The organism is Streptomyces sp. 1331.2 (assembly GCF_900199205.1).
In the GTDB taxonomy this organism is placed as follows: domain Bacteria; phylum Actinomycetota; class Actinomycetes; order Streptomycetales; family Streptomycetaceae; genus Kitasatospora.
Genome location: NZ_OBMJ01000001.1, coordinates 1,170,178 through 1,191,645 on the forward strand (window position 1 = coordinate 1,170,178; position 21,468 = coordinate 1,191,645).

A 21,468-nucleotide genomic window follows, 5' to 3' on the forward strand; every position below is an offset into this window, starting at 1 on the left:
TCTCAGACCACCGTCACCGGGTGGGCCACCACCGCGCCGAACAGGTAGCCCTCCCGGTTGAACGGCTCCCGCTCGGGCTGGGTGTTGCCCCGGCGGTCGGTCGCCCGGGCGCGCAGCTCGTACCTGCCGGGCCGCTCGGGGCGCCAGTCGACGCTCCAACACGCCCAGTCGTCGGCCTGCGCCCCGCCCTGCAGCGCGGCGCGCCGCCAGGTCCGGCCGCCGTCGGTGCTCACCTCGACCCGGCGCACCGCCGCCGTGCCGGACCACGAGCGTCCGTACAACCGGTGGGCGCGCCCGGCCGCCAGCACCGCGCCCGGCGCCAGTTCGAAGGCGCTGCGGACCACCTGGGTGGTGAGCGGAGCACCGCCGCCGGGCGGGTGGTCCGGGCCGAACATCCGGTAGAAGTCGGTGTTCCAGGGTGAGTGGAGCGGGTGGTCGGCCACCTCGATGGCACCGACCCACTTGATCGAGGCGATGCCCACCCAGCCGGGCACCACCAGCCGCAGCGGCGCGCCGTGGTCGGGGGTCAGCGGCTCCTCGTTCATCTCGTACGCGAGCAGCGCGTCGTCCAGTGCCTTGGCGAGCGGCAGCGGTCGGCGCACCGGGCCGTGGTTGACGCCGTCCAGCACGTAGTCCGCGTCCAGGCCGACCGGCAGCACGTCGACCGCGTCGCCGGTCAGCCCGGCCGCCCGCAGCACCTCGGCGAGCCGGACGCCCCGCCAGAGCGCCGAGCCGATCGCGCCGAGCGTCCACGGCGTGCCCGGGACGCACTGGCCCTGCTGACGGCGGAAGTAGTCGCGGCCGTTGCCCGCGCACTCGATCACGGCGCTGATCCGGGTCGCGGGCAGCGCCCGGAGGCCGGCCAGATCGAACTCCACCGGCCGCTCGGCCGTCGGCGCGTCGCGCAGGCCGCTGCCGAACAGCCTCAGCCGCCAGGTGTCCGGGTCGATCAGCGGGGTGCCGGTGTGGTTGCGCACGAAGAACCGTTCCACCGGAACGTGCCGGCCGACAGCCGCCGAACCGTCGGCGTCGCGCAGGGCCTCCCAGCGCATCTCGGCATTGGTGCCGTGCGGGACGAACCACTCGGCGGGCAGGGGTTTGACGATCCCGCACGGGACGTCGGCAGACGGAAGCCTTCCGGACATGGGCCTTGGCACCTCCTCGACGGCCGCCGGCCCGGGGCGACACCGGCGCGGCCGACGCGGGCACGGTGAGCGCCCCGGCGGCGAAGGGCGTCCGTCCGTTGTCCGAACGCCCCTCCGTCGTCCCAGCGTAGGCGCTCCGACGCGCTGCGTGACCACGGCCTCCCGCCGCAGGCCCGCCTCCGGGCCCATCGCCGAATCGTTTCGGCCGTTCCGTACCGAACCTCTCTCTTGACCTTCTCACCGGTGTGAGCACCTACCGTCCTCGCTGTCGGAGGAACCACCGCCCACGAACGCCCACGAAGGAGCACCACCATGCCGTCCACCTCGACGCCCCTCGCCCGGTCCGCCACATCGGCCCGGCCCGCGCCGCTCGCCCAGCCCGCGCCGCTCGCCCGGATCGTGCAGGGCTCCGGCCCCGGCCTGCTGCTCGCGCACGGCGCCGGCGGCAGCGCCCGGGACAACTGGGGCCCGCTGCTGCCCGAGCTCGCCGCCCACCGCACCGTCGTCGCCCCCGACTACCCCGGCTCCGGCAACAGCCCGTACGAGCCCGGCGAGCGCACCCTGGACGAGCTCGCCGACCGGCTCGTCGCCACCGCCGACGAGGAGGGCCTGGAGACCTTCGACCTGGCCGGCTACTCGCTCGGCGCCGCCGTCGCCGTCCGGATCGCCACCCGCCACCCCGGGCGGGTCCGCTCGCTGCTGCTGCTCGCGGGCGTGGCCGGCGGCTCGGCGCGGACACGGATGCTCTCCGACCTGATCGTCGACCTGGAGGAGCGGCCCGACGACCTCGTCCGACTGATGCTCACCGTCGTGTTCGGCGGGACGTGGGTGGACGCCCTGCCCGCCGACCAGCTCGCGGGGCTGCGGGAGGCGCTCAAGTCCCCGCTGCCGTCCGGCTTCCCGCAGCAGTTCCGGCTCGCCGGCACGGTCGACGTGCGCGCGGAGCTGGCCGCGATAGCCGTACCGACCCTGGTCGTCAGCACGACCGAGGACATGCTCGTCCCGCCGTCCCAGCACCGCCTGCTGGCCGAGGGCATCCCCGGCGCCCGCCTCGTCGAACTCCCCAGCGGGCACCTGCCGATGGTCGAGGTGCTGCCCCAACTGCGCGACGTGGTCCTGGAGTTCGTCAAGGGCTCCGACCGGGGCTGACCTGTACGGGAACACCCCGGCCCGCGGGGACGTTCGCCCGATCATGCGCATCGGAGAACTCGCCCGCGTGACCGGGGTGTCCACCCGCCTGCTCCGCTACTACGAGGAGCAGGGACTGCTCCGGCCCGCCCGGACGACGGCCGGCTACCGCGAGTACGGCGAGCAGGACACCGTACGGGTGTGGCAGATCCGCAGTCTGCTCGCGGCCGGCCTGACCACCCGGGTGATCGCCGAACTGCTGCCCTGCGCCACCGGCCCCGTCCCGGTCCTGGAGGCCTGCCCGAACCTGCTCGCCACCCTGCGCGGCGAACTCGCCGACCTGGACGCCCGGATCGACGACCTCACCCGCAGCCGCCAGGCGCTCTCCCGCTACCTCTCCACCGCACGCACCCCGGCGGTGACAGCAGCCGCGGCAGCGGCAGTGGAACAGGCGGCCTGACGGGACGGATCCGGCCGCCGGCCCCTCCAGGTTCCACCCGCAGCACGGCCTGCGGGACGCAGTCCGGGTCGCCGTCGGCGATCCGGACGGTCGACGCCGACCAGCACATACGCCCCGCTCACCACGGGTGGGGCGTACGCGGCCCAACCGACGCCCAACCCCCGTCCGGACTTCACCCGCGCGTACCGACCGTTCACGCCGCCCTGGAAACCTCCCTGGCATGAACGCCAGCCCTCAGGCGCCCTACCAGGAACCGCGCTTCCCGCTCCCCCAGCGGCACCGCCGCCTGCTCGCCTGCACCGCCGTCCTCGCCTCCATCGCCCTCGGCACCCTGGGCGTCGGCGCCACCGTGGAAACCGTCCGACACGGCCCCCACGCCAGTACCACCGCCAGCAAGTAACCGCACACCTCGCCGTCCCGGCACCGCCACCCCACCCGAGGGGAGCGGTGCTTCTGCTTTTGCTTCTGCGTCTGCTTCTGCTTCGGCGGGCGCCCCGCTACGCCCGCAGTTCGGTGCGCGGGGAGGGCGGGGGCGGGAGCAGGGGCTCGCGGCGGGAGTGACGGCCGGTGCCGGGGACGGGTTGAAGGTCCGGGGTCGGGGCGAAGCGGGCGGCGTGGGGGCGGAGGTGCCAGGTCGGCGGGCGCTTGGGCTGGGGGGTGGGGGTGATCAGCCCGAGCCGGAGGAGGAAGTCCAGGGCGTCACGGCGCAGGGCGGTGCGGTCGGAGAGGTAGCGGGCCGGGAGGCCGTACTCGTCGGCGATGTCGCCGAGGACGCCGTCTATCAGCGCGTCCGGGATCGGGACGTCGCCCTCGCTGCTCTCCCCGGGCAGCGGGCGGACCTCCTCGACCAGGCGCTCGACCAGCAGCAGGCCGGCCTGGGCGAGGGTGCCGACGCCGGGGAGGGCGAGGTCGGTGAGTTCGGCGGCGGGGTCGAGCAGGGCGACGCCCTCCGCCCGCAGCTCGGCCTCCAGGCCGAGGAATTCGGCGAGCGCGGCCGGGCCGCTGAGCCGGTGCTCGTACAGCCAGGCGCGGCGCTCCTCGGGGAGGTCGGCAGCGAGGACGGCGGGCGTCTCGGCGAGCAGGCGGCGTACGGCGGTGGCGGGCTCGGCCTCGGCGGCGAGGCGGATGAGGTCGGCGGCGTCGGCAGCGAGGGCGGGCGGGCCGACCGGCACGGCACGGGCGAGTTCGCGGTCCACGGTCAGGACGAAGGTGTCGTCGTCGGCGTCGGACGGCAGGTCACCGAGTACCTGCCACCCGGCCAGCGCGGCGAGCGCCATGTCGAGATCGGCGGAATCGGCGGAATCGGCAGGATCGACGGAAGCAGCCGGCTCGGGGGCGGCGGCGCGCATCGCGTCGAGCAGCTGCCGGTAGCCGAGTTGCTCCGGGGCGTCGACCAGGAACGCCAGGGCGAGGGCGAGTCGGGCGTAGCCGCCGGGGGTGAAGGGGGCTCCGGTGGCGGGGTGTTCGAGCCGGCGGGCGGCGCCGGGGCCGAGGCCGGCCTTGCAGAGCCGGGCGTGCCAGGGCCCCACGTCGAGGCGGTAGCCGAGCAGGGTGTCGAAGCGTTCGGCGAGCCAGTCGCGGTGACGGCGGATCAGCGGGAAGCCGTCGGCGTGCGGGCCGGAGGCGGTGACCAGCGGGTGGGCGAGCAGCAGCCGGGCGGCGATCCGGCGTTCGGCGGCGGGGAGTTCTTCGCCGGAACGATCCTGCGCGACCGGGGCCGCCGACGGGCTGGCGACCCTCGGGGCTGCCGGCGTCTCCGGCGCCTCCGGTCCCCCCATGGTCTCCGGCAGCACGCCGTTGATCTCGGGCTTGCGGTGCCGACCGGGCCTGCCGGGCTTGGCCCCTGACCGGACGACGGGCAGTGCGGCGGCGTCACGGCGGGCCCGGCGCAGGCCGCCCTCGGTGCGGGCCGCGAGGGAGCGCGGGGAGGCGGCCGCGTGGGCGGTGGGGCCGTGCCACCAGCTGACGTCGGGGTCGGCGGGCACGGCGGGGGCGCCGAAGTGGCGGGCGGGGTAGAGGCCGAAGGAGGCGGCGCAGAGGTCGTGGGCGGTGCCGGGGGTGGCGGCGGCGAACCACTGGGCCAGCCGCAGCAGTCCAGGGTCGGGAGACAGGGCAGCGGCAGCGCCGGGGACGCCGCCGGGGGCGGCGGCCTGCGGGTCGTCAGCAGCGGCTGCGCCCACGGCTTCGCGTACGGCAAGGAAGGGGTGGGCGGCTCCCCGCCCTGCCCCGCCTGCGCGTCCGTCCGGCCTGCCGACGGCCACCCGGGTGGCGCCGACCGCGTAGTCCTGCTGATCCATGTCGGGGTCCAGACTAGACGGTGCCCGGGTCACCCGGTGGCAGCAACCGGGGTCCCGGGAAAGTCTCCGCAAGAGCCCTCGAACCGGCCGATCGCCCTCCGCTCCGCACCAGCTCCGCCGACCCCCCGCCCTCGACCGCCCGCTGCAGGCCGTACGCCCACCGCCGCGTCATCCGCCGGACGCCACCGGGGTTACGCACCGGTAACCTGTCCTTCCGCCGCGCGGCCGCCTCCCTTAAGGTCGGTGCGGATCCCCCTACCGCCCGACCGTCGGAGGAACGCGCCAGCATGAGCATCCGTACGACCACCCGCGCCGTCCTCGGCGCGCGCCTGCGTTCGGCCACCGGCCTGCTGGGCGGCTTCGCGGCCACCTCGGCGGCCCACCTGGGTTCGATCCTGTCCGGCGCATCGGTGCTGCAGAACGCCACCAAGCCGGCCCTGATGCCGCTGCTGGCCGCGCACAGCGTGGCGGCGGCCAGGACCGCCGAGCGGGAGGCACCGAAGCTGCTGGCGCCGGCGCTGCTGCTGAGCGCGGGCGGGGACGTACTGCTCCAGCTGAAGAACGACCCCGCGTTCCTCGCGGGCATGGGCTCCTTCGCGGCGGCGCACGTCTGCTACGTGACGATGTTCGTCCAGCGCGGCGCGCTCACCGACCGCCGCCGGGCCCTGGTGGTCGCGGCCGCGTACGCGACGGCCTGGGTGGGCCTGGTCGGCCGGCTCTGGCCGGACCTCGGGGACCTGCAGGTCCCGGTGGCCGGCTACAGCCTGCTGCTCACCTCGACGGCCGTCACCTCGGCCGGGCTGGGCTGGCGGACCGGGCTGGGCGGGGCACTGTTCCTGCTCTCCGACACGCTGATCGCCACCAAGCTGGCGAAGTGGCGGGAACTGCCGGGTCATCAGTTCTGGATCATGGCGACCTACGTGCTGGCCCAGTACCTGTTGACCAGCGGCATCCTCGCGCACGAGGACGGGCTCTCGCGGGACGAGTTCACGCGGAACGAGCGCCCGCAGGGCCGCCTGGAACCCCGGACGCTCTGACATGCCGCCGCGCCACCGGTCCCGTCAGGGGTGGTGGCGCGGCACAGGGCTGGGGCAGGGGCGAGGGCCGTCAGGCACCACGCCTCCGCAGCAGCCAGAAGCCGCCGACACCGCCGGCGACCAGCGCGAGGCCGCCGGCCAGCTCCGCCGGGTCCGCCACGACCGAGCCGCCGAGGCCCGTCTTCACCGCGCCGTGCGGGGCGACCTGCTGGCTGCCGGCACCGGACTGCCCGAGCGAACCGGCCCACTCCCCCGCCGCCTGGCCCCAGTCGCCGAGGCCCTTGTCGAGGCCCTTGTCGGGGCCCTTGTCCGGGGTGGTGGCCGTGATGGTGGTGACCGTCACGCTGGTGGAGAAGGCGCCGCCGTCGGGGCAGGTGCCGTCGACCTTGCTGTCCCCGCTGTGCTGGGAGGCCAGCCGGGCGGACCCGGTGTGCTTGCCGTCGGAGCCCAGGGTGAGGGTCGCCGGGCCGCCCTCGAAGGCGGCGGAGTGGGCGGTGATGGTCTTCGCCTCGGGCTTGTCGGACTTCTCGCAGGAGACCGTGACCGTCACGGTCTGGCCCGGTGCGGCCTGGGACGGGCTGACCGAGGCCGAACCGTCCCTGGCGGACGCGAGGGGGGCCGTCAGACCGGTCAGCGCCGTCGCGCCGATCAGGGCGGCGGCGGCCGTACGCATGGGGCGCATGCCGGAACCTCCGGAATTCTCGGGCGCAGCCGGGGACGTCCGTGTCCACGTGGTCGATCAACTGCACCCGGTCACTCACCGACGGTAGGTACGCGCCCCGTGCTCAGCCAGCGCTCAGGACCGTTCGAGTTACGGCCCGCTACCCGGCGTGACGTGCGGCGCTCGTCCTGACGGGCCCCACGACCTCACTGGCCTCACTGGCCTCACAGACCTCACAGGTCGAGGTCCACCACGACCGGCGCGTGGTCCGAGGTGCCCTTGCCCTTGCGGGCCTCGCGGTCGACGTAACTGTCTGTGACGGCATCGGCGAAGGCCTTGTTTCCGAAGGTGAGGTCGATCCGCATGCCCCGGTTCTTGGGGAAGGCCAGCTGGCGGTAGTCCCAGTAGGTGTAGGGGCGGTCGTACTTGAGCGGACGCGGCATCACGTCGTGCAGGCCGATCCCGCCCAGGGCCTCCAGCGCCGCGCGCTCGACCGGGGTGACGTGCGTCAGGCCCTCGAAGGCGGCGACGTCGAAGACGTCCTCGTCGGCCGGGGCGATGTTGAAGTCCCCGAGGACGGCGAACGGGCGGGGGCCGGCCGCGTCCTCGACGGAGGCCTTGCGCAGCGCCTCCAGCCACTCCAGCTTGTACTGGTAGTGCGCGTGGCCGACCTCGCGCCCGTTGGGCACGTAGACCGACCAGACCCGGACCGGGCCGCAGGTGGCGGCGATGGCCCGCGGCTCGACGTCGGGCAGCAGGGCGCCGTCGGCGAGGTAGCCGGGCTGGTCGGGCAGACCGCGCACGACGTCCTCCAGGCCGAGCCGGGAGACGATGGCGACGCCGTTCCAGCGGCCGGTGCCGTGCGCGGCCGTCTCGTAGCCGAGCTCGCGGACCTCGTCGTACGGGAATGCGTCGGCCGCGCACTTGAGCTCCTGGAGGCAGAGCACGTCGGGCTTGGCGCTCTCCAGCCACTCCAGGAGCTTGGGCAGCCGCGCGGTGACGGAGTTGATGTTCCAGGTGGCGATGCGGACGGTCACGGCGGGCGGCCTTCCCGGTGGTTCGGTACGGACGGGGTGGGCCGCCCCTCGCGGAGAAGGCCCACCCCGAACATACCGCCCGGCACTGACAGTCCGGACGGCCCCGACCGCCGACCGCCGACCGCCAGGGGTCAGCGCGCGGGCCGGACCACCGCGGCCGCGCCGCCGCCGCGCCGCACCGGTTCGGCGGCGGCCACCCAGCGCCCGTCCGGCAGCCGCTCGACGCCCGTGGCGGCACCGATCTCGGCCACCGGGCCGAACGCGTGCCCGAGCGCCTCCAGCCCGGCCCGCTCGGGCAGGGCCAGGAACGCGGGCTCGGCCTGGGTCGCGGCGGTGTTGCGCTGGCTGGCGCGCGGCGCCGCGATCGCCTGCTCCAGGCTCAGACCGCGGTCGAGCCGCCCCAGCAGCACCTGCAGGGTGGTGGTGACGATGGTCGCGCCGCCCGGGCTGCCGGTGGCCAGGAACGGCTCGCCGTCGCGCAGCACCACGGTCGGGGACATCGAGGAGCGCGGCCGCTTGCCCGGGCCGGGCAGGTTGGGGTCGGGGACGCCGGGGGCGAGCCGGGTGAAGTCGAAGTCGGTCAGCTCGTTGTTGAGCAGGAAGCCGCGGCCGGGGACGGTGATGCCGCTGCCGCCGGTCTGCTCGATGGTGAGCGTGTACGAGACGATGTTGCCCCAGCGGTCGGCGACCGTCAGGTGGGTGGTGTTGGGGCCCTCGTAGGGCTCGGCGACGGCCTGGCCGGTGTCGGCGCAGTCGGCCGGGTGGCGCGGGTCGCCGGGGGCGAGCGGGCTGGTGAGGGCGTGGTCGGGGCTGATCAGGCAGGCCCGGGAGGCGGCGTAGCGCTCGGAGAGCAGCTGCCGGGTGGGGACGTCGACGGCCGCCGGGTCGCCGACCCAGCGGTTGCGGTCGGCGAAGGCGATCCGGGAGGCCTCCAGGAAGTGGTGGTAGTACTGCGTGCCGCTGTACGTCGAGACGTCGCCGCCGTCCTCCAGGATGTTGAGCGCCTCGCCGACGGTGGTGCCGCCGGAGCTGGAGGGGGCCATCGAGTAGACGTCGTAGGCGCCGTGGGAGACGTGGGTGGGCGCCTGGTCGCGGACCCGGTAGGCGGCGAGGTCGGCGGTGTCGATCCGGCCGGGGCGGGCGTTGCGGCCGGAGGCCGGGTCGACCGGCGGGTGCTGCACGGTGTTGACCAGGTCCTGGGCCAACTGCCCCTGGTAGAAAGCCTTGACGCCGTCCTTGGCGAGCAGCCGGTAGGTGGCGGCGAGGTCGGGGTTGCGCAGGACGGTGCCGACCTCGGGGGGCTTGCCATCGGGCAGGTAGAGCTCGGCGGTGGCCGGGAAGTCCTTGAACCTGGCCTGGTTGTCGGCGGTCTGGCCGCGGAAGGTCGCGTCCACGACGAAGCCGTGGTCGGCGATCCGCTCGGCGGGTTCGAGGGTCTGGGCGAGCGAGCGGGTGCCCCACTGGCGCAGCGCGGCGTCCCAGGTGGCCGGAGTGCCGGGGACGCCGACGGACAGGCCGCTGGTGACGGCGTCGGCGAAGGCCAGTGGCTTGCCGCCCTCCAGGAACAGGCCGCTGTCGGCGCTGCGGCCGGCCGTCTCGCGGCCGTCGATGGTGTGCACCCGGCCGGTGGCGTGGTCGTAGTAGACGAAGTACCCGCCGCCGCCGATGCCGGAGGAGTAGGGCTCGGTGACCCCGAGGGCCGCCGCGGCGGCGACCGCCGCGTCCACCGCGTTGCCGCCCTTGCGCAGGACCTCGATCCCGGCGGCGGTGGCGTCGGCGTCGACGGTGGCCACCGCGCCGCCCCAGCCCACCGCCTCGGGCACCTTGGGCGGCGGGGCCGCGGCCCCGGCGGGCAGCGCGGTGGACCAGACCAGCGCGGTGGTGAGCAGCAGTGGTGGTGCCAGGCGGGTCAGCGCCCTCATCCGTTCCTCCTGAGTCGACGTCAACTCAGTTGTTCCACAGGAGTGATGATCCGACAACCACTCCACACGGCTACCAACGGGTAGTTGACGGGGCGAAGGCGAGCAGGGCGGGAGGAGCGGACAGCCGACAGCTTTCAACGAACAGAAAACGAAATCTGTTCGCTGAAAGCTGTCGGCTGAAATCTGTTCGCTGAAAGTTGTCAGCTGTCAGCCGTCGGCTGCCAGCCGTCCGCCGCGCCCCCGAACGGCACGCCGCCCCTACAGCGCGCTGCGCTCCACCCGCCGCCGCTTGATGGTGCGGAAGCGCCGGGCCACCTGGCGGGCGAGGTCGGCGGCGCCGACCAGGCCGGCCTCGTTGCCGAGGGCAGCGTGCACGATGGCGGCCTCGGGGCGGAAGCCGCGGCCGGTGAGGGTGCGGCGGAAGGTGTCCCGGGCCGGGCCGAGCAGCAGGTCGCCGGCCTCGGAGACGCCGCCCCCGATGACGAAGCGGCCCGGATCGAGCCCGGCGGCCAGGTTGGCGATGCCGACGCCGAGCCAGGTGCCGACCTCATAGAGCAGCTCGACGGCGACCGGGTCGCCCTCCCGCGCGGCCTCGGTGACCAGCGGGCCTGTGATGCCCTCGACCGTGCCGCCCGCCCGGGCGAGCAGCGGCTGCACCACCGGGGACTCCTCGGCGACCAGCTCACGGGCGTCGCGCACCAGCGCGTTGCCCGAGGAGTACTGCTCCCAGCAGCCACGGTTGCCGCACGGGCAGCGGTGGCCGCCGGGCAGCACCTGCATGTGCCCGAACTCGCCCGCCAGGCCGTACTTGCCGCGGTCGACGTACCCGTCGCGGACCACCGCGCCGCCGATGCCGGTGCCCAGGGTGAGCATCACCATGTGGTCCTCGCCGCGCCCGGCGCCGAAGCGCCACTCGGCCCAGGCGGCCGCGTTGGCGTCGTTCTCCACGATCACCGGGAACCGCAGCCGCTCGCTGAGCGCCTGCTGGAGCGGCTCGTTGCGCCAGTTGAGGTGCGGGGCGAAGAGCACCCGGGAGCGCTCGGCGTCGACCCAGCCCGCCGCGCCGATGCCGACGGCGTGGACGTCGTGCCGGTCGGCGAGCTGCAGCACCAGCTCGACGATGACGTCCTCGACCACCTTGGGGCTCTTGCTCTTGTCCGGGGTGTCGGTGCGCAGCTTCTCCAGCACCTTGCCCTCGCCGTCCACCACGCCGGCGACGACCTTGGTCCCGCCGATGTCGACGCCGATGGTGGGCAGCCGCAGTATCCCCGCGGGCAGGGCGCGGCGGCGGCGCTCGGCGCGCGGGCCGAGGCCGAGCAGGGTGGGCAGGACGGGCGGCCGGGTGCTGCCTTGAGGGCTGGTCACGGCTGCGGACGCTCCTCACGGGAGTCGGGATCGGAGTCGGTGACGGAGTCGGGAACGGAGGGTCGGGCCAGCTCGTGGGAGAGCTCGGCGAGGTCGGAGCCGCCGGCCATCTCGGTGGTGAGCTGTTCCAGACCGATCTCGGCGCGGGGGTGGCTGCCCGCCATCCGCCCCCGCTTGAGCAGGGTGAAGTGGTCGCCGACGAGGTACGCGTGGTGCGGGTTGTGGGTGATCAGCACCACGCCGAGCCCGGCGTCGCGGGCGGCGGTGACGTACTTGAGCACCACCCCGGACTGCTTGACGCCGAGCGCGGCGGTGGGCTCGTCCAGGATCAGCGCCTTGGCTCCGAAGTGCACCGCGCGGGCGATCGCCACGCACTGGCGCTGGCCGCCGGAGAGGGTGCCGATCGGGCGGTCGACGTCGTGCAGGTCGATGCCCATCCTCGCGAGTGCGTCGCGGGTGGTGGCGCGCATGCCGTCGGCGTCCAGGCGCAGTCCGCCCCAGCGGCGCCTGCCCTTCTCGGAGCCGAGGAAGAAGTTGCGCCAGACCGGCATCAGCGGGACGACGGCGAGGTCCTGGTAGACGGTGGCGATGCCGCGGTCCAGGGCCTGGCGCGGAGAGTCGAAGCGGACCTCCTCGCCGCCGACGGTGAAGCGGCCCTCGTCGTGCCGGTGCAGCCCCGCGATGATCTTGATCAGGGTGGACTTGCCGGCCCCGTTGTCGCCGAGCACGCAGCTGATCTCGCCGGCCCGCAGGGTCAGCGAGACGTCCTGGAGAGCCCGGACGGTGCCGTAGCTCTTGCCGACACCGTCGAGGGACAGCAGTTCGGTACCCATCGGCTCGGTACTCATCGGCTCGGTGCCCATCGGCTCGGTACCCATGGCCTCACTCATCGCGGCCCCCGCTCGGCCCGGCGCTTGACGTAGGCGTTCAGCAGCGCGGCCAGCAGCAGCATCGCGCCGAGGAAGAACTTGAACCAGTCCGGGTTCCACTGGGCGTAGATGATCCCCTTGCTGGCCATGCCGAAGATCAGCGCGCCGAGCGCGGAGCCGACCACCGAGCCGTAGCCGCCGGTGATCAGGCAGCCGCCGATGACGGCCGCGACGATGTAGATCAGCTCGTTGCCGACGCCCTCGCCGGACTGCACGGTGTCGAAGGAGAACAGCAGGTGCTGGCCGAGCACCCAGGCACCGAAGCCGACGCCCAGGTAGAGCAGGGTCTTCGTCCGGGCGACCGGCACGCCGACCGCGCGGGCCGCGTCCGCGTCGCCGCCGACGGCGAAGACCCAGTTGCCGAAGGTCGTGCGCAGCAGCACCCAGCTGCCGACCGCCAGCAGGCCGAGCCACCACCAGACGGTGGCCTTGATGGTCAGTCCGCCGACGGAGACCTCGGAGGCGAACAGCCAGCGGCAGGCGGCGAAGCCCTCCATGTCGGAGATCGACTTGGTGGAGACCGTCCCGGAGATCGCCTTGGTGACGCCCAGGTTGGCGCCGGTCAGCATCAGGAAGGTGCCGAGCGTGACGATGAAGCTGGGCAGCTTGGTGCGGCCGAGCATGAAGCCGTTGAACCAGCCGATCGCCAGCGTGGTCGCGAGCGAGACCAGCACGCCGACCCAGGTCACCGCGGTGAACTGGTACGAGACCATCGAGGAGGTCAGCGCGGCGGTGGTGACCAGCACGCCGGCCGAGAGGTCGAACTCGCCGCCGATCATCAGCAGCGCCACCGGCACCGCCATGATCCCGATGGTGGACGCCGCGTAGAGCACGGTGCCCAGCGAGGAGGGCCGCAGGAACGGCTCGGCGGCGACGGCGAAGACCGCGAACACCGCGACGGCGGCGATCAACGAGCCCAGTTCGGGGCGGGCGAGGAGCCGCCGCACGGCCGCCGGGCGGTCCTGGCCGAGCCCGTCCTGGGCGAGGAGGTCGGTGGTGCTCACCTGGTCCCCCTCGCGACGTACTCGGCGAGCGCGTCGGCGTTGTCCTTGGTCAGGATCTGCGGGCCGGTCTCGACGGGCTTGCCGCCGCCGAGCATGTCCAGGTTGGACCGGTAGAGCCAGAGCAGGTCGACGCCCTCGTAGCCCTGGAGGTAGGGCTGCTGGTCGACGGCGAAGCCGACGCTGCCGGACTTGAGCCCGGACACCACCTGCCGGCCCAGGTCGAAGGTGTCCAGTTCGACGGTGCGGTGGGCGTCCTGGATCGCCTGGAGTCCGGTGGCGGCCATCGGGCCGGAGAGGGTGAGCACGGTGTCGATGGCCGGGTCGGCCTGGAGCTTGGCGGAGATCGCGGCGCGGGCGTCGGGCATGTCGACGCCGTTGACGTAGAGCACCTGGAACGCCCCGCCGGCCTTGGCCTGGGCGCCGGAGCAGCGCTGTTCCTGGCCGACGTTGCCCTGCTCGTGGATGACGCAGAGCACGTTCTTGCGCCCGCGGGAGGAGAGTTCGGTGCCGGCGGCCTGGCCGGCGGTGGACTCGTCCTGGCCGATGTGGGTGAGCGCACCGAACTTCTGCGAGTACTCCTGGCCGGAGTTGATGGTGATCACGGGGATGCCGGCGGCCTTGGCCTTGGCGAGGACGTCGGCCATCGCGTCGCCCTTGGCGAGGGTGACCAGCAGGCCGTCGACCTTCTGGTCGATGGCGGCCTGGACGAGCTGGACCTGGTTCTGGGTCTGCGCGTCGTTGGAGTACAGGAAGGTGATGTTGTCCTTGGCGGCGGCCTGCTCGGCGCCCTTGCGCACAGTGTCCCAGAAGGCGTCGCCGGCTCCGGCGTGGGTCACCATGGCGACCTTCCAACGCGGGGTGGTGACGGCGCTGCCGCCGGCGGCCGCGGCCTTGGCGCGGGCCTCCTCGGCGCGTCTGCCTCCGGTACTGCTGCAACCGGCCGCGGTGACCGCGAGTGCCAGGACGGCGCACACGGGCCAGAAGCGGCGGGACGGGCGAAAGCGGGTGATGCTCATCCCCATAGTCTCCCTGGCCCGGTCGCGCGGGCTCGCACCGCCTCGCCCAGCGGTGCGAGCGACGCGGGAGGTAAGGTGCCGCGGGGGACCTTTCCTGGAAGTTCGCTGAACATCTGGTCCGGACGACCTCCGTCCGGGTGACAGACTAGGCGCCGATCCGAAAGGGGTTCATCACGGAGACGTGATGTTCCTCTCAGGTTCCGCTCAGAATCGGACGGCAACCGATCATCCGTCACCGGCCGTCTGATGCCATTGACGTGCGTTCGGGCGACTGGGGCCCGGGCGGCCAGCGACCCGGATACGAGAAGAACTCGATGGAACTGACAGGTACGCCATTCTTCCTCCTCACCGTCATCCTTGTGCCGGTGTCCATCACAGTGGCGTTGCTGTTCTGGGGGAAGGTCGGCGGCCCGCAGCCGGTGAAGACCCTCACCCGGATCGTCATGATCATGTTCTGCCAGGTCACGGCCGTCCTGATGGTCTTCGTGATGGTCAACAACGCCAACCTGATCTACGGCAACTGGGACGACCTGCTCGGCACCGGCAACCACGTCCGCGCGGTGCCGCCGGTGCCGCCGGCGGACGCGCCCGGCGGGGCGGGAGCGGGCGGCGAGGCGGCCAAGGAGCTCCCGAAGGTCAAGCAGAGCTTCGGCGGCGTGAACGACCCGGCGGTCCCCAACGACGTGCAGAAGACCGAGCTCAAGGGCCAGGTGTCCGGCGTCGACGGCGAGGTGCTGGTCTGGCTGCCGCCGCAGTACAACGACCCGGCGTACAAGGACAAGAAGTTCCCCGTGGTCGAGCTGATCCCGGGCTTCCCGGGCTCCTCCTCCACCTGGTACGGCACGCTCAAGGTCTCCGAGCAGCTCAAGCCGCTGATGCAGCAGGGCAAGGTCGCCCCGTTCATCCTGGTCTCGCCGCGCACCCTGCTGCTGGGCAGCAGCCAGGACGCGGGCTGCACCGACGTCCCCGGCAAGATCAACGCCGACGCCTGGATCACCCGGGACGTCCCGCAGATGGTGCTGGACAACTTCCGCGCCGACCCGTCCTCGGACCGCTGGGCGATCGCCGGCTACTCGGCCGGTGCGCACTGCGCGGCCAAGCTGTCGCTGGCCCACCCGAACCGCTACCGGGCCGCCATCGCGATGTCCGGCTACAACGACCCGGCGACCGAGAAGGACTCGCTGGTCGGCAAGGACCCGAAGCTGCGCGAGGCCAACAACCCGGTCAACATCCTCAAGGCCGCCCAGCAGCCGCCGAAGGTCGCCCTGCTCATCAGCGGCGCCAAGGGCGACGGCTTGGAGGACGGCGAGGCGATCCGCACCGCGGCCAAGGCCCCGACCACCGTCCAGGTGGAGGAGGGCACCGGCCCGCACACCACCGAGATGTGGAAGAAGATGGTGCCGGGTGCCTTCACCTGGCTGACCTCGATCATCCCTGCGCAGTGACGACCATCCCCGCGCAGTAGCGCAGTAGCGCAGTAGCGCACCGCCGCAGCACGACGGGGGCCCGCCGCGAACACCATCGCGGCGGGCCCCCGTCGTCGTACCGCCCCTCGTGACCGACCGTCATGACCGGCCGACCCTCGTGACCGACCGGCCGTCGTGACCGTCCGTCGTGACCGACCGGCCCAGCCGTCCGTCGTACCGCTCGTCAGGCCAGTTCCAGCGCCAGGTAGAAGTCCACCCGGTCCTCCAGCCGGGACAGGTCCCGCCCGGTCAGCTCCTCGATCCGGCCGATCCGGTACCGCAGGGTGTTGACGTGGACGTGCAGCTGCGCGGCGCAGCGGGTCCAGGAGCCGTCCGAGCGCAGGAAGGCCTCCAGGGTGCGGACCAGGTCCGCCTGGTGCTCGATGTCGTACGCGATCACCTTGTCCAGCAGCCGGCTGCGGAAGGCCCGGCGGACCTCGTCCGGGACGGCGGCCAGCAGCAGCACGTGCGAGGCGAGCTCCTCGGGGCCGGCGACGCAGACCCGGCCGACCCGGGAGCCGGCGATCCGGCGGGCGTGCCGGGCCTCCTCCAGGGCGCCGCGCAGGCCGCCCGCCTCGGAGGCGGGGGCGGAGACGCCGAGGGTGATCCGGCCCTCGGAGCCGAGCCCGGCCTCCAGCGGGGCGAGCAGGTCGCGCAGGGCGTCGGCGGGCACCGGGTTGTCCGGGGCGGGCAGCACCACGACGGCGCCGGTGCCCGTCCCGGCGACCAGGGCCCGGTCGGTGCCGACGCCGAGCGCCTCCTCCAGGACGGCCCGGACGGTGCCCTCCGGCAGACCGGTGCCCTCGGCGCTGAGCACCAGCCAGGACCCCTCCTCCGCCTGGGACTTGGCCTCGGCGTTCTCGTAGCGGGCGGCCATCGCCGAGGAGGCGTACAGGGTGCGGCTGATCTCGGCCGGGTCGGCGTCGCGGCGCAGCAGGGCGAGCACCTCGTCGGCGAGGCGGCGGCGCAGCCGGCGGCCCTCGTCGCGGCGGTGGCGCTCGGCGGCGACCAGGCGGGCCAGGTTCTCGGCGAGCTGCTGGCGCTTGGTGGTCCACTCGGTGATGTCGCCGGCGATCGCGAGCATCCAGTCGGCCAGCGGCATCTCGTGCTCGGCGGAGGCGGCCGCGGGCAGCAGCGAGTAGGAGCCGGCCGCCAGGCGGGCCCGGTGCGGGGGGCGGCGGCGCTGGCGCTGAGCGGCGAGGTGGGCGCGGACCAGCTGGTCGCGGTCGGCGGCGGAGAGCCGGTCGGCGGGGCCGGCGATCACCGTGCCGGTGGGGGCGAGCACCCAGCAGTCCAGGTCGAGGTCGCCGCCGAGCAGGTCCAGCACCGCGTCCAGCCCGCCGCCGCCGGCGGCGGAGACCAGCAGGCGGTGCCGGTCGACCAGGGCGGCGAGGTCGGCGGCGCGGTCGGCGGAGACCTGGCGGCCGATGAACTCGGTGACGGTGCCGAAGGCGATGTCGTCGGGCACGGCCAGCAGCGGCATCCGGTGCCGGCGACAGGCCTCGACCAGGTCCTCGGGCACCGGGCCGACCTCGGCCTCGCCGGCTGCCAGGGCGACGGCGCCGCCGGCCGCGAGGGTCCGCACGAAGCGTTCGGAGTCGGCCGGGACGGTGCGCCACAGCATGCCGGTGAGCACCAGCTCGCCGCCGTGCAGGTACCGGCCGGGGTCCTGCAGGTCCGTGGTCATCACGCCGCTGACCTGCCGGTCCAGCTCTTCCTCGGCCGCGAGCAGGCGCAGTCGCGGGGCGCCGGGGGCGAGCAGGTCACGGACGCGCATCCGCAGACTCCTTACGGGGGGCTGGATCGGGGAAAGAGGAGGGGGAACGGGGGTCCGGGCCTTCGGTCCGGGGGACACAGTGTGCCCGAACATCAGTGCTCGGCGTTACGTACCAGCGGGCGGCCGGATCACGGGCCCGTAGCCCGTCCGTCACGGCCGGATTACGGTCGTAGGTGGCGCCCTGCGAACGACTGGACTGCGACATTCTGTTCCTTAGAGGAACGTACAGGATGCCGGGCGGGACCACAGCCGGGGCTTCATGCCATCGGTGACTGCCAGTGGGCCGCGTCACAGGAGTTCACTGGGCGACACGCCGCCGGACACCCGGCGGGCGACGACTTGAGGAGACACCCGCATGGAGTTCCTTCGGCCCGCCACGTGGGACGAGGCACTCGCGGCGAAGGCTGAGTACCCGACCGCGCTGCCCATCTCTGGCGGTACGGACGTCATGGTCGAGATGAACTTCGACGTGCACCGGCCATCCGCGATTCTCGACCTGAACCGCATCACCGAGCTCACCGAATGGTCCAACGACGGCAGCGTCGTCAAGCTCGGCGCCTCGGTCCCGTACAGCCGGATCATCGACGAGCTGTCCGGGCCGCTGCCCGGCCTCGCCCTGGCGGCGCACACCGTCGGCTCGCCGCAGATCCGCAACCGCGGCGGCGTCGGCGGCAACCTCGGCGGGGCCTCCCCGGCCGGTGACGCGCACCCCGCGCTGCTGGCGGCCGGGCGGGACGTGTTCGTGGAGGCGGCTTCGGTGCGCGGCACCCGGATGATCCCGATCGACGAGTTCTACGTCGGGGTGAAGCGCAACAGCCTGGAGGCCGACGAGCTGATCCGGGCGGTGCACATCCCGGTGGCGGACGGCCCTCAGCAGTTCTCGAAGATCGGCACCCGCAACGCGATGGTGATCGCGGTCTGCGCGTTCGGCTTCGCCCTCCACCCGAAGAACGGAACCGTCGGCACCGGGATCGGTTCGGCTGCCCCCACGCCGCGCCGCGCCGTCGAGGCCGAGGAGTACCTGCAGGGCGTGCTCGCCGAGCGCGGGCTCTGGGAGTCCGGCGAGCTGCTGGGCGCCGAGGTGGTCCAGCGCTTCGGCGAGCTGGTGAAGGCCGCGGCCTCGCCGATCGACGACGTCCGGGGCACGGCGGACTACCGCCGCCACTCCCTGGCCGTGATGGCCCGCCGCACCCTCACCTGGTGTTGGAACGACTACAGCAAGCAGATCAGGAGCGCGGCATGAGGGTCACTTTCACCGCCAACGGCAAGCCGGTCGAGGCCGACGACGTGTGGGAGGGCGAGAGCCTGCTCTACGTGCTGCGCGAGCGGGTCGGCCTGCCGGGTTCGAAGAACGCCTGTGAGCAGGGCGAATGCGGTTCCTGCACGGTCTACCTGGACGGCGTCCCGGTCTGCTCCTGCCTGGTCGCGGCCGGCCAGGTGCAGGACCGCGAGGTCCGTACGGTCGAGGGCCTGGCCGGGGAGGACGGCGAGCTGGGCCTGGTCCAGCAGGCGTTCGTCGACGCCGGCGCCGTGCAGTGCGGCTTCTGCACCCCCGGCCTGCTGGTGCAGACCGACGCCCTGCTGGAGCAGGACGCCCAGCCCAGCGACAACGACATCCGCGAGGCGCTGTCCGGCAACCTGTGCCGCTGCACCGGTTACGAGAAGATCATGGACGCGGTGCGGCTCGCCTCGGCCCGCAAGTGCGCCGGAAAGGGTTCGGCATGAGCACCCGCACGATCCAGGGCCAGAAGAACCTGCAGAACATCAACCAGGCGTCCAAGGACGGCATCGGCGGCTCGCCGCTGCGCCCGGACGGCAACCTGAAGGTCAAGGGCGAGTTCGCGTACTCCTCGGACCTGTGGCACGAGGACATGCTGTGGGGTATGGCGCTGCGCTCGCCGCACCCCCGGGCGAACATCCTCTCGGTGGACATCTCCGAGGCGCTCAAGGTGCCCGGCGTCTACGCGGTGCTGACCCACGAGGACATCCCCGGCTCGAAGTACTACGGCCTGGAGATCCAGGACCAGCCGGCCCTGGCCATCGACAAGATCCGGTACCACGGCGAGGCGATCGCGCTGGTCGCCGCCGACCACCCCGAGACGGCCCGCCGTGCGGTGAAGAAGATCAAGGTCGAGTACGAGGTGCTCACCCCGATCGTCACCGAGGAGCAGTGCCTCGACCCGGAGACCCACGGCTACGTCCACGAGCCGCACGAGTACAAGTCGCACGCGTACGGGAACATCTGCCACGAGCAGAAGCTGGTCTCCGGCCTCGGCGTGACCGACGAGGTGCGGGCGCTGGCGGACGTCATCGTCAGCGGCGACTACGAGGTCGGCATGCAGGACCAGGCCTTCCTCGGCCCCGAGTCCGGCCTGGCCGTGCCCGCCGAGGACGGCGGCATCGACCTCTACATCGCCACCCAGTGGCTGCACGTGGACCGCGAGCAGATGGCCCCGGTGCTCGACCTGCCCGAGGAGAAGGTCCGGCTCACCCTGGCCGGCGTCGGCGGCGCCTTCGGCGGCCGCGAGGACATCTCCATGCAGATCCACGCCTGCCTGCTGGCCCAGCACACCGGCAAGCCGGTCAAGATCGTCTACTCCCGGGACGAGTCCTTCTACGGCCACGTGCACCGCCACCCGGCGCGGATGCACTACGAGCACGGCGCCACCCGCGACGGCAAGCTGGTCTTCGCCGACTGCCGGATCGTGCTGGACGGCGGCGCCTACGCCTCCGCCTCACCGGCCGTGGTCGGCAACGCTGCCTCGCTCGGGCACGGCCCGTACGTGATCCCGAACGTGAAGATGCACGCCATCGCGCTGTACAGCAACAACCCGTCCTGCGGGGCGATGCGCGGCTTCGGCGCGGTGCAGGCCGCGTTCGGCTACGAGTCGCAGATGGACAAGCTGGCCGCCGAACTCGGCATGGACCCGGTCGAGTTGCGGCAGCTCAACGCGATGTCCGAGGGCGACTTCATGCCCACCGGCCAGCAGATCGACTCGCCCGCGCCGGTGGCCGAACTGCTGCAGCGAGCCAAGGACATGCCGCTGCCGCCGCCGCTGGACACCGAGCACCTGGACGTGCGCCAGCTGCCCGGCGCGCTGTCCAACACCTCGCACGGCGAGGGGATCGTACGCGGCGTCGGCTACTCGGTCGGCATCAAGAACGTCGGCTTCTCCGAGGGCTTCGACGACTACTCCACCGCACGGGTGCGGCTGGAGGTGATCGGCGGCGAGCCGGTCGCCATGGTGCACACCGCGATGGCCGAGGTCGGCCAGGGCGGCGTCACCGTGCACGCCCAGATCGCCCGCACCGAGCTGGGCGTCGAACAGGTCACCATCCACCCGGCCAACACCGAGGTGGGATCGGCCGGTTCGACCTCGGCCTCGCGCCAGACGTACATGACCGGCGGCGCGGTGAAGCTGGCCGCCGAGGCCGTCAAGCGGGAGCTGATCGAGAAGGGTCGCCGGCGCTACGGCTGGACCCACAAGGACATCACGCTGGCCGGCGGCAAGGTCGTCTCGGAGAGCGCCGGCGTGCTCGTCCCCATGGTGGACCTGCTCGGCGACGAGGCCATCGACCTCACCCGCGAGCACCACCACCGGCCCACCCAGGCCTTCGACAAGGAGACCGGCCAGGGCTTCGGCCACGTCCAGTACACCTTCTGCGCCAACCGCGCCGTGGTGGACGTGGACGTGGAGCTGGGCCTGGTCAAGGTGGTCGAGCTCACCGCCGTCCAGGACGTCGGCAAGGCGCTCAACCCGCTCTCCGTGGTCGGCCAGATCCAGGGCGGCTGCACCCAGGCGCTCGGCCTCGCGGTCATGGAGGAGATCATCGTGCGGGACGGCAAGGTCCGCAACGCCTCCTTCACCGACTACCTGATCCCCACCATCCTGGACACCCCGCCGATCCCGGTGGAGGTCCTCGAACTGCCCGACCCCCACGCGCCGTACGGGCTGCGCGGGGTCGGCGAGGCGCCGACCGTCTCGGCGACGCCGTCCATCGTGGCCGCCATCCGCAACGCCACCGGTCTCGCGCTCAACCGGATCCCCGTCCGGCCGGAGCACCTGACCACCGAACAGCCCGGCTGAGCCCGGCAGTTCAGGCTTCCCCGGGGCGGTGACCGTCTTCCCCGCCGCCCCGGGGGCGCTCCCCCGCACCCCCACACGTCCGCTGCCCTGCCCACGCCGGGGTCAGCAGCGGTGCGCACCACCCTCAGAGCACCGC

The 21,468-nt window shown here is 73.2% G+C and carries 18 protein-coding genes; 8 read left to right on the forward strand and 10 right to left on the reverse strand.

What is annotated here, in order from left to right:
• Positions 1–2 precede the first annotated feature (2 nt).
• The gene (locus tag CRP52_RS05010; protein ID WP_097235273.1) at positions 3–1,145 is read right to left on the reverse strand and encodes a sulfite oxidase; all 1,143 of its coding nucleotides are present in this window, start codon (positions 1,143–1,145) and stop codon (positions 3–5) included.
• A 312-nt stretch (positions 1,146–1,457) separates the two neighbouring features.
• Between CRP52_RS05010 and CRP52_RS05015 the strand changes: the two genes are divergently transcribed.
• The 3 genes from CRP52_RS05015 to CRP52_RS05025 all read left to right on the forward strand — a co-directional run bounded on the left by CRP52_RS05015 (position 1,458) and on the right by CRP52_RS05025 (position 3,133).
• Entirely contained in the window at positions 1,458–2,294 is an 837-nt protein-coding gene (locus CRP52_RS05015; protein ID WP_097235274.1) for an alpha/beta fold hydrolase, read from the forward strand.
• A gap of 43 nt (positions 2,295–2,337) precedes the next feature.
• On the forward strand, positions 2,338–2,733 hold the full coding sequence (locus tag CRP52_RS05020; protein ID WP_097235275.1) for a MerR family transcriptional regulator: 396 nt from the start codon (positions 2,338–2,340) through the stop codon (positions 2,731–2,733).
• 220 nt (positions 2,734–2,953) lie between these two features.
• Entirely contained in the window at positions 2,954–3,133 is a 180-nt protein-coding gene (locus CRP52_RS05025; protein ID WP_097235276.1) for a hypothetical protein, read from the forward strand.
• Between the two features lie 97 nt (positions 3,134–3,230).
• On the opposite strand, the gene CRP52_RS05030 is transcribed toward CRP52_RS05025, so the two are convergent.
• Positions 3,231–5,030 carry a DUF2398 family protein gene (locus tag CRP52_RS05030; protein ID WP_097235277.1) on the reverse strand — a complete coding sequence of 600 codons (1,800 nt, stop codon included), beginning with the start codon at positions 5,028–5,030 and terminating at the stop codon, positions 3,231–3,233.
• Between the two features lie 287 nt (positions 5,031–5,317).
• Between CRP52_RS05030 and CRP52_RS05035 the strand changes: the two genes are divergently transcribed.
• Positions 5,318–6,067 (forward strand): lysoplasmalogenase, encoded by a 750-nt coding sequence (locus CRP52_RS05035; protein WP_097235278.1) that lies wholly within the window; start codon positions 5,318–5,320, stop codon positions 6,065–6,067.
• 70 nt (positions 6,068–6,137) lie between these two features.
• Here CRP52_RS05035 and CRP52_RS05040 read toward each other — a convergent pair whose 3' ends face one another.
• From CRP52_RS05040 to CRP52_RS05070, 7 genes are all read right to left on the reverse strand, one after another.
• A complete protein-coding gene (locus tag CRP52_RS05040; protein WP_097235279.1) occupies positions 6,138–6,749 on the reverse strand; it encodes a hypothetical protein in 612 nt (203 codons plus the stop codon).
• Between the two features lie 212 nt (positions 6,750–6,961).
• Positions 6,962–7,765 carry an exodeoxyribonuclease III gene (locus CRP52_RS05045; RefSeq protein ID WP_097235280.1) on the reverse strand — a complete coding sequence of 268 codons (804 nt, stop codon included), beginning with the start codon at positions 7,763–7,765 and terminating at the stop codon, positions 6,962–6,964.
• Between the two features lie 131 nt (positions 7,766–7,896).
• On the reverse strand, positions 7,897–9,687 hold the full coding sequence (gene ggt, locus CRP52_RS05050; protein WP_097235281.1) for a gamma-glutamyltransferase: 1,791 nt from the start codon (positions 9,685–9,687) through the stop codon (positions 7,897–7,899).
• A gap of 258 nt (positions 9,688–9,945) precedes the next feature.
• Positions 9,946–11,052, reverse strand: coding sequence for an ROK family glucokinase (locus CRP52_RS05055; protein WP_097235282.1), 1,107 nt, complete (start codon positions 11,050–11,052; stop codon positions 9,946–9,948).
• Positions 11,049–11,930 (reverse strand): ATP-binding cassette domain-containing protein, encoded by an 882-nt coding sequence (locus tag CRP52_RS05060; protein ID WP_373560456.1) that lies wholly within the window; start codon positions 11,928–11,930, stop codon positions 11,049–11,051. The genes CRP52_RS05055 and CRP52_RS05060 overlap by 4 nt, the downstream gene beginning before the upstream one ends.
• An 8-nt stretch (positions 11,931–11,938) precedes the next feature.
• On the reverse strand, positions 11,939–12,985 hold the full coding sequence (locus tag CRP52_RS05065; RefSeq protein WP_097235283.1) for an ABC transporter permease: 1,047 nt from the start codon (positions 12,983–12,985) through the stop codon (positions 11,939–11,941).
• Entirely contained in the window at positions 12,982–13,995 is a 1,014-nt protein-coding gene (locus CRP52_RS05070) for a substrate-binding domain-containing protein (protein WP_373560545.1), read from the reverse strand. The genes CRP52_RS05065 and CRP52_RS05070 overlap by 4 nt, the downstream gene beginning before the upstream one ends.
• A gap of 371 nt (positions 13,996–14,366) precedes the next feature.
• Here CRP52_RS05070 and CRP52_RS05075 point away from each other — a divergent pair, with 371 nt between their 5' ends.
• Positions 14,367–15,446 (forward strand): alpha/beta hydrolase, encoded by a 1,080-nt coding sequence (locus CRP52_RS05075; protein ID WP_257032294.1) that lies wholly within the window; start codon positions 14,367–14,369, stop codon positions 15,444–15,446.
• Between the two features lie 205 nt (positions 15,447–15,651).
• Here the strand turns inward: CRP52_RS05075 and CRP52_RS05080 are convergent, their stop codons facing one another.
• A complete protein-coding gene (locus CRP52_RS05080; RefSeq protein ID WP_097235286.1) occupies positions 15,652–17,244 on the reverse strand; it encodes a PucR family transcriptional regulator in 1,593 nt (530 codons plus the stop codon).
• A 355-nt stretch (positions 17,245–17,599) separates the two neighbouring features.
• Here CRP52_RS05080 and CRP52_RS05085 point away from each other — a divergent pair, with 355 nt between their 5' ends.
• Genes CRP52_RS05085 through pucD form a run of 3 tightly spaced genes read left to right on the forward strand, consistent with a single transcriptional unit; the run spans position 17,600 to position 21,332 of the window.
• On the forward strand, positions 17,600–18,487 hold the full coding sequence (locus CRP52_RS05085) for an FAD binding domain-containing protein (RefSeq protein ID WP_097235287.1): 888 nt from the start codon (positions 17,600–17,602) through the stop codon (positions 18,485–18,487).
• Entirely contained in the window at positions 18,484–18,969 is a 486-nt protein-coding gene (locus CRP52_RS05090; RefSeq protein ID WP_097235288.1) for a (2Fe-2S)-binding protein, read from the forward strand. Before CRP52_RS05085 ends, CRP52_RS05090 begins: the two co-directional genes overlap by 4 nt.
• Positions 18,966–21,332, forward strand: coding sequence for a xanthine dehydrogenase subunit D (gene pucD, locus CRP52_RS05095; protein WP_097235289.1), 2,367 nt, complete (start codon positions 18,966–18,968; stop codon positions 21,330–21,332). The genes CRP52_RS05090 and pucD overlap by 4 nt, the downstream gene beginning before the upstream one ends.
• The last annotated feature ends 136 nt before the right edge of the window (positions 21,333–21,468 follow it).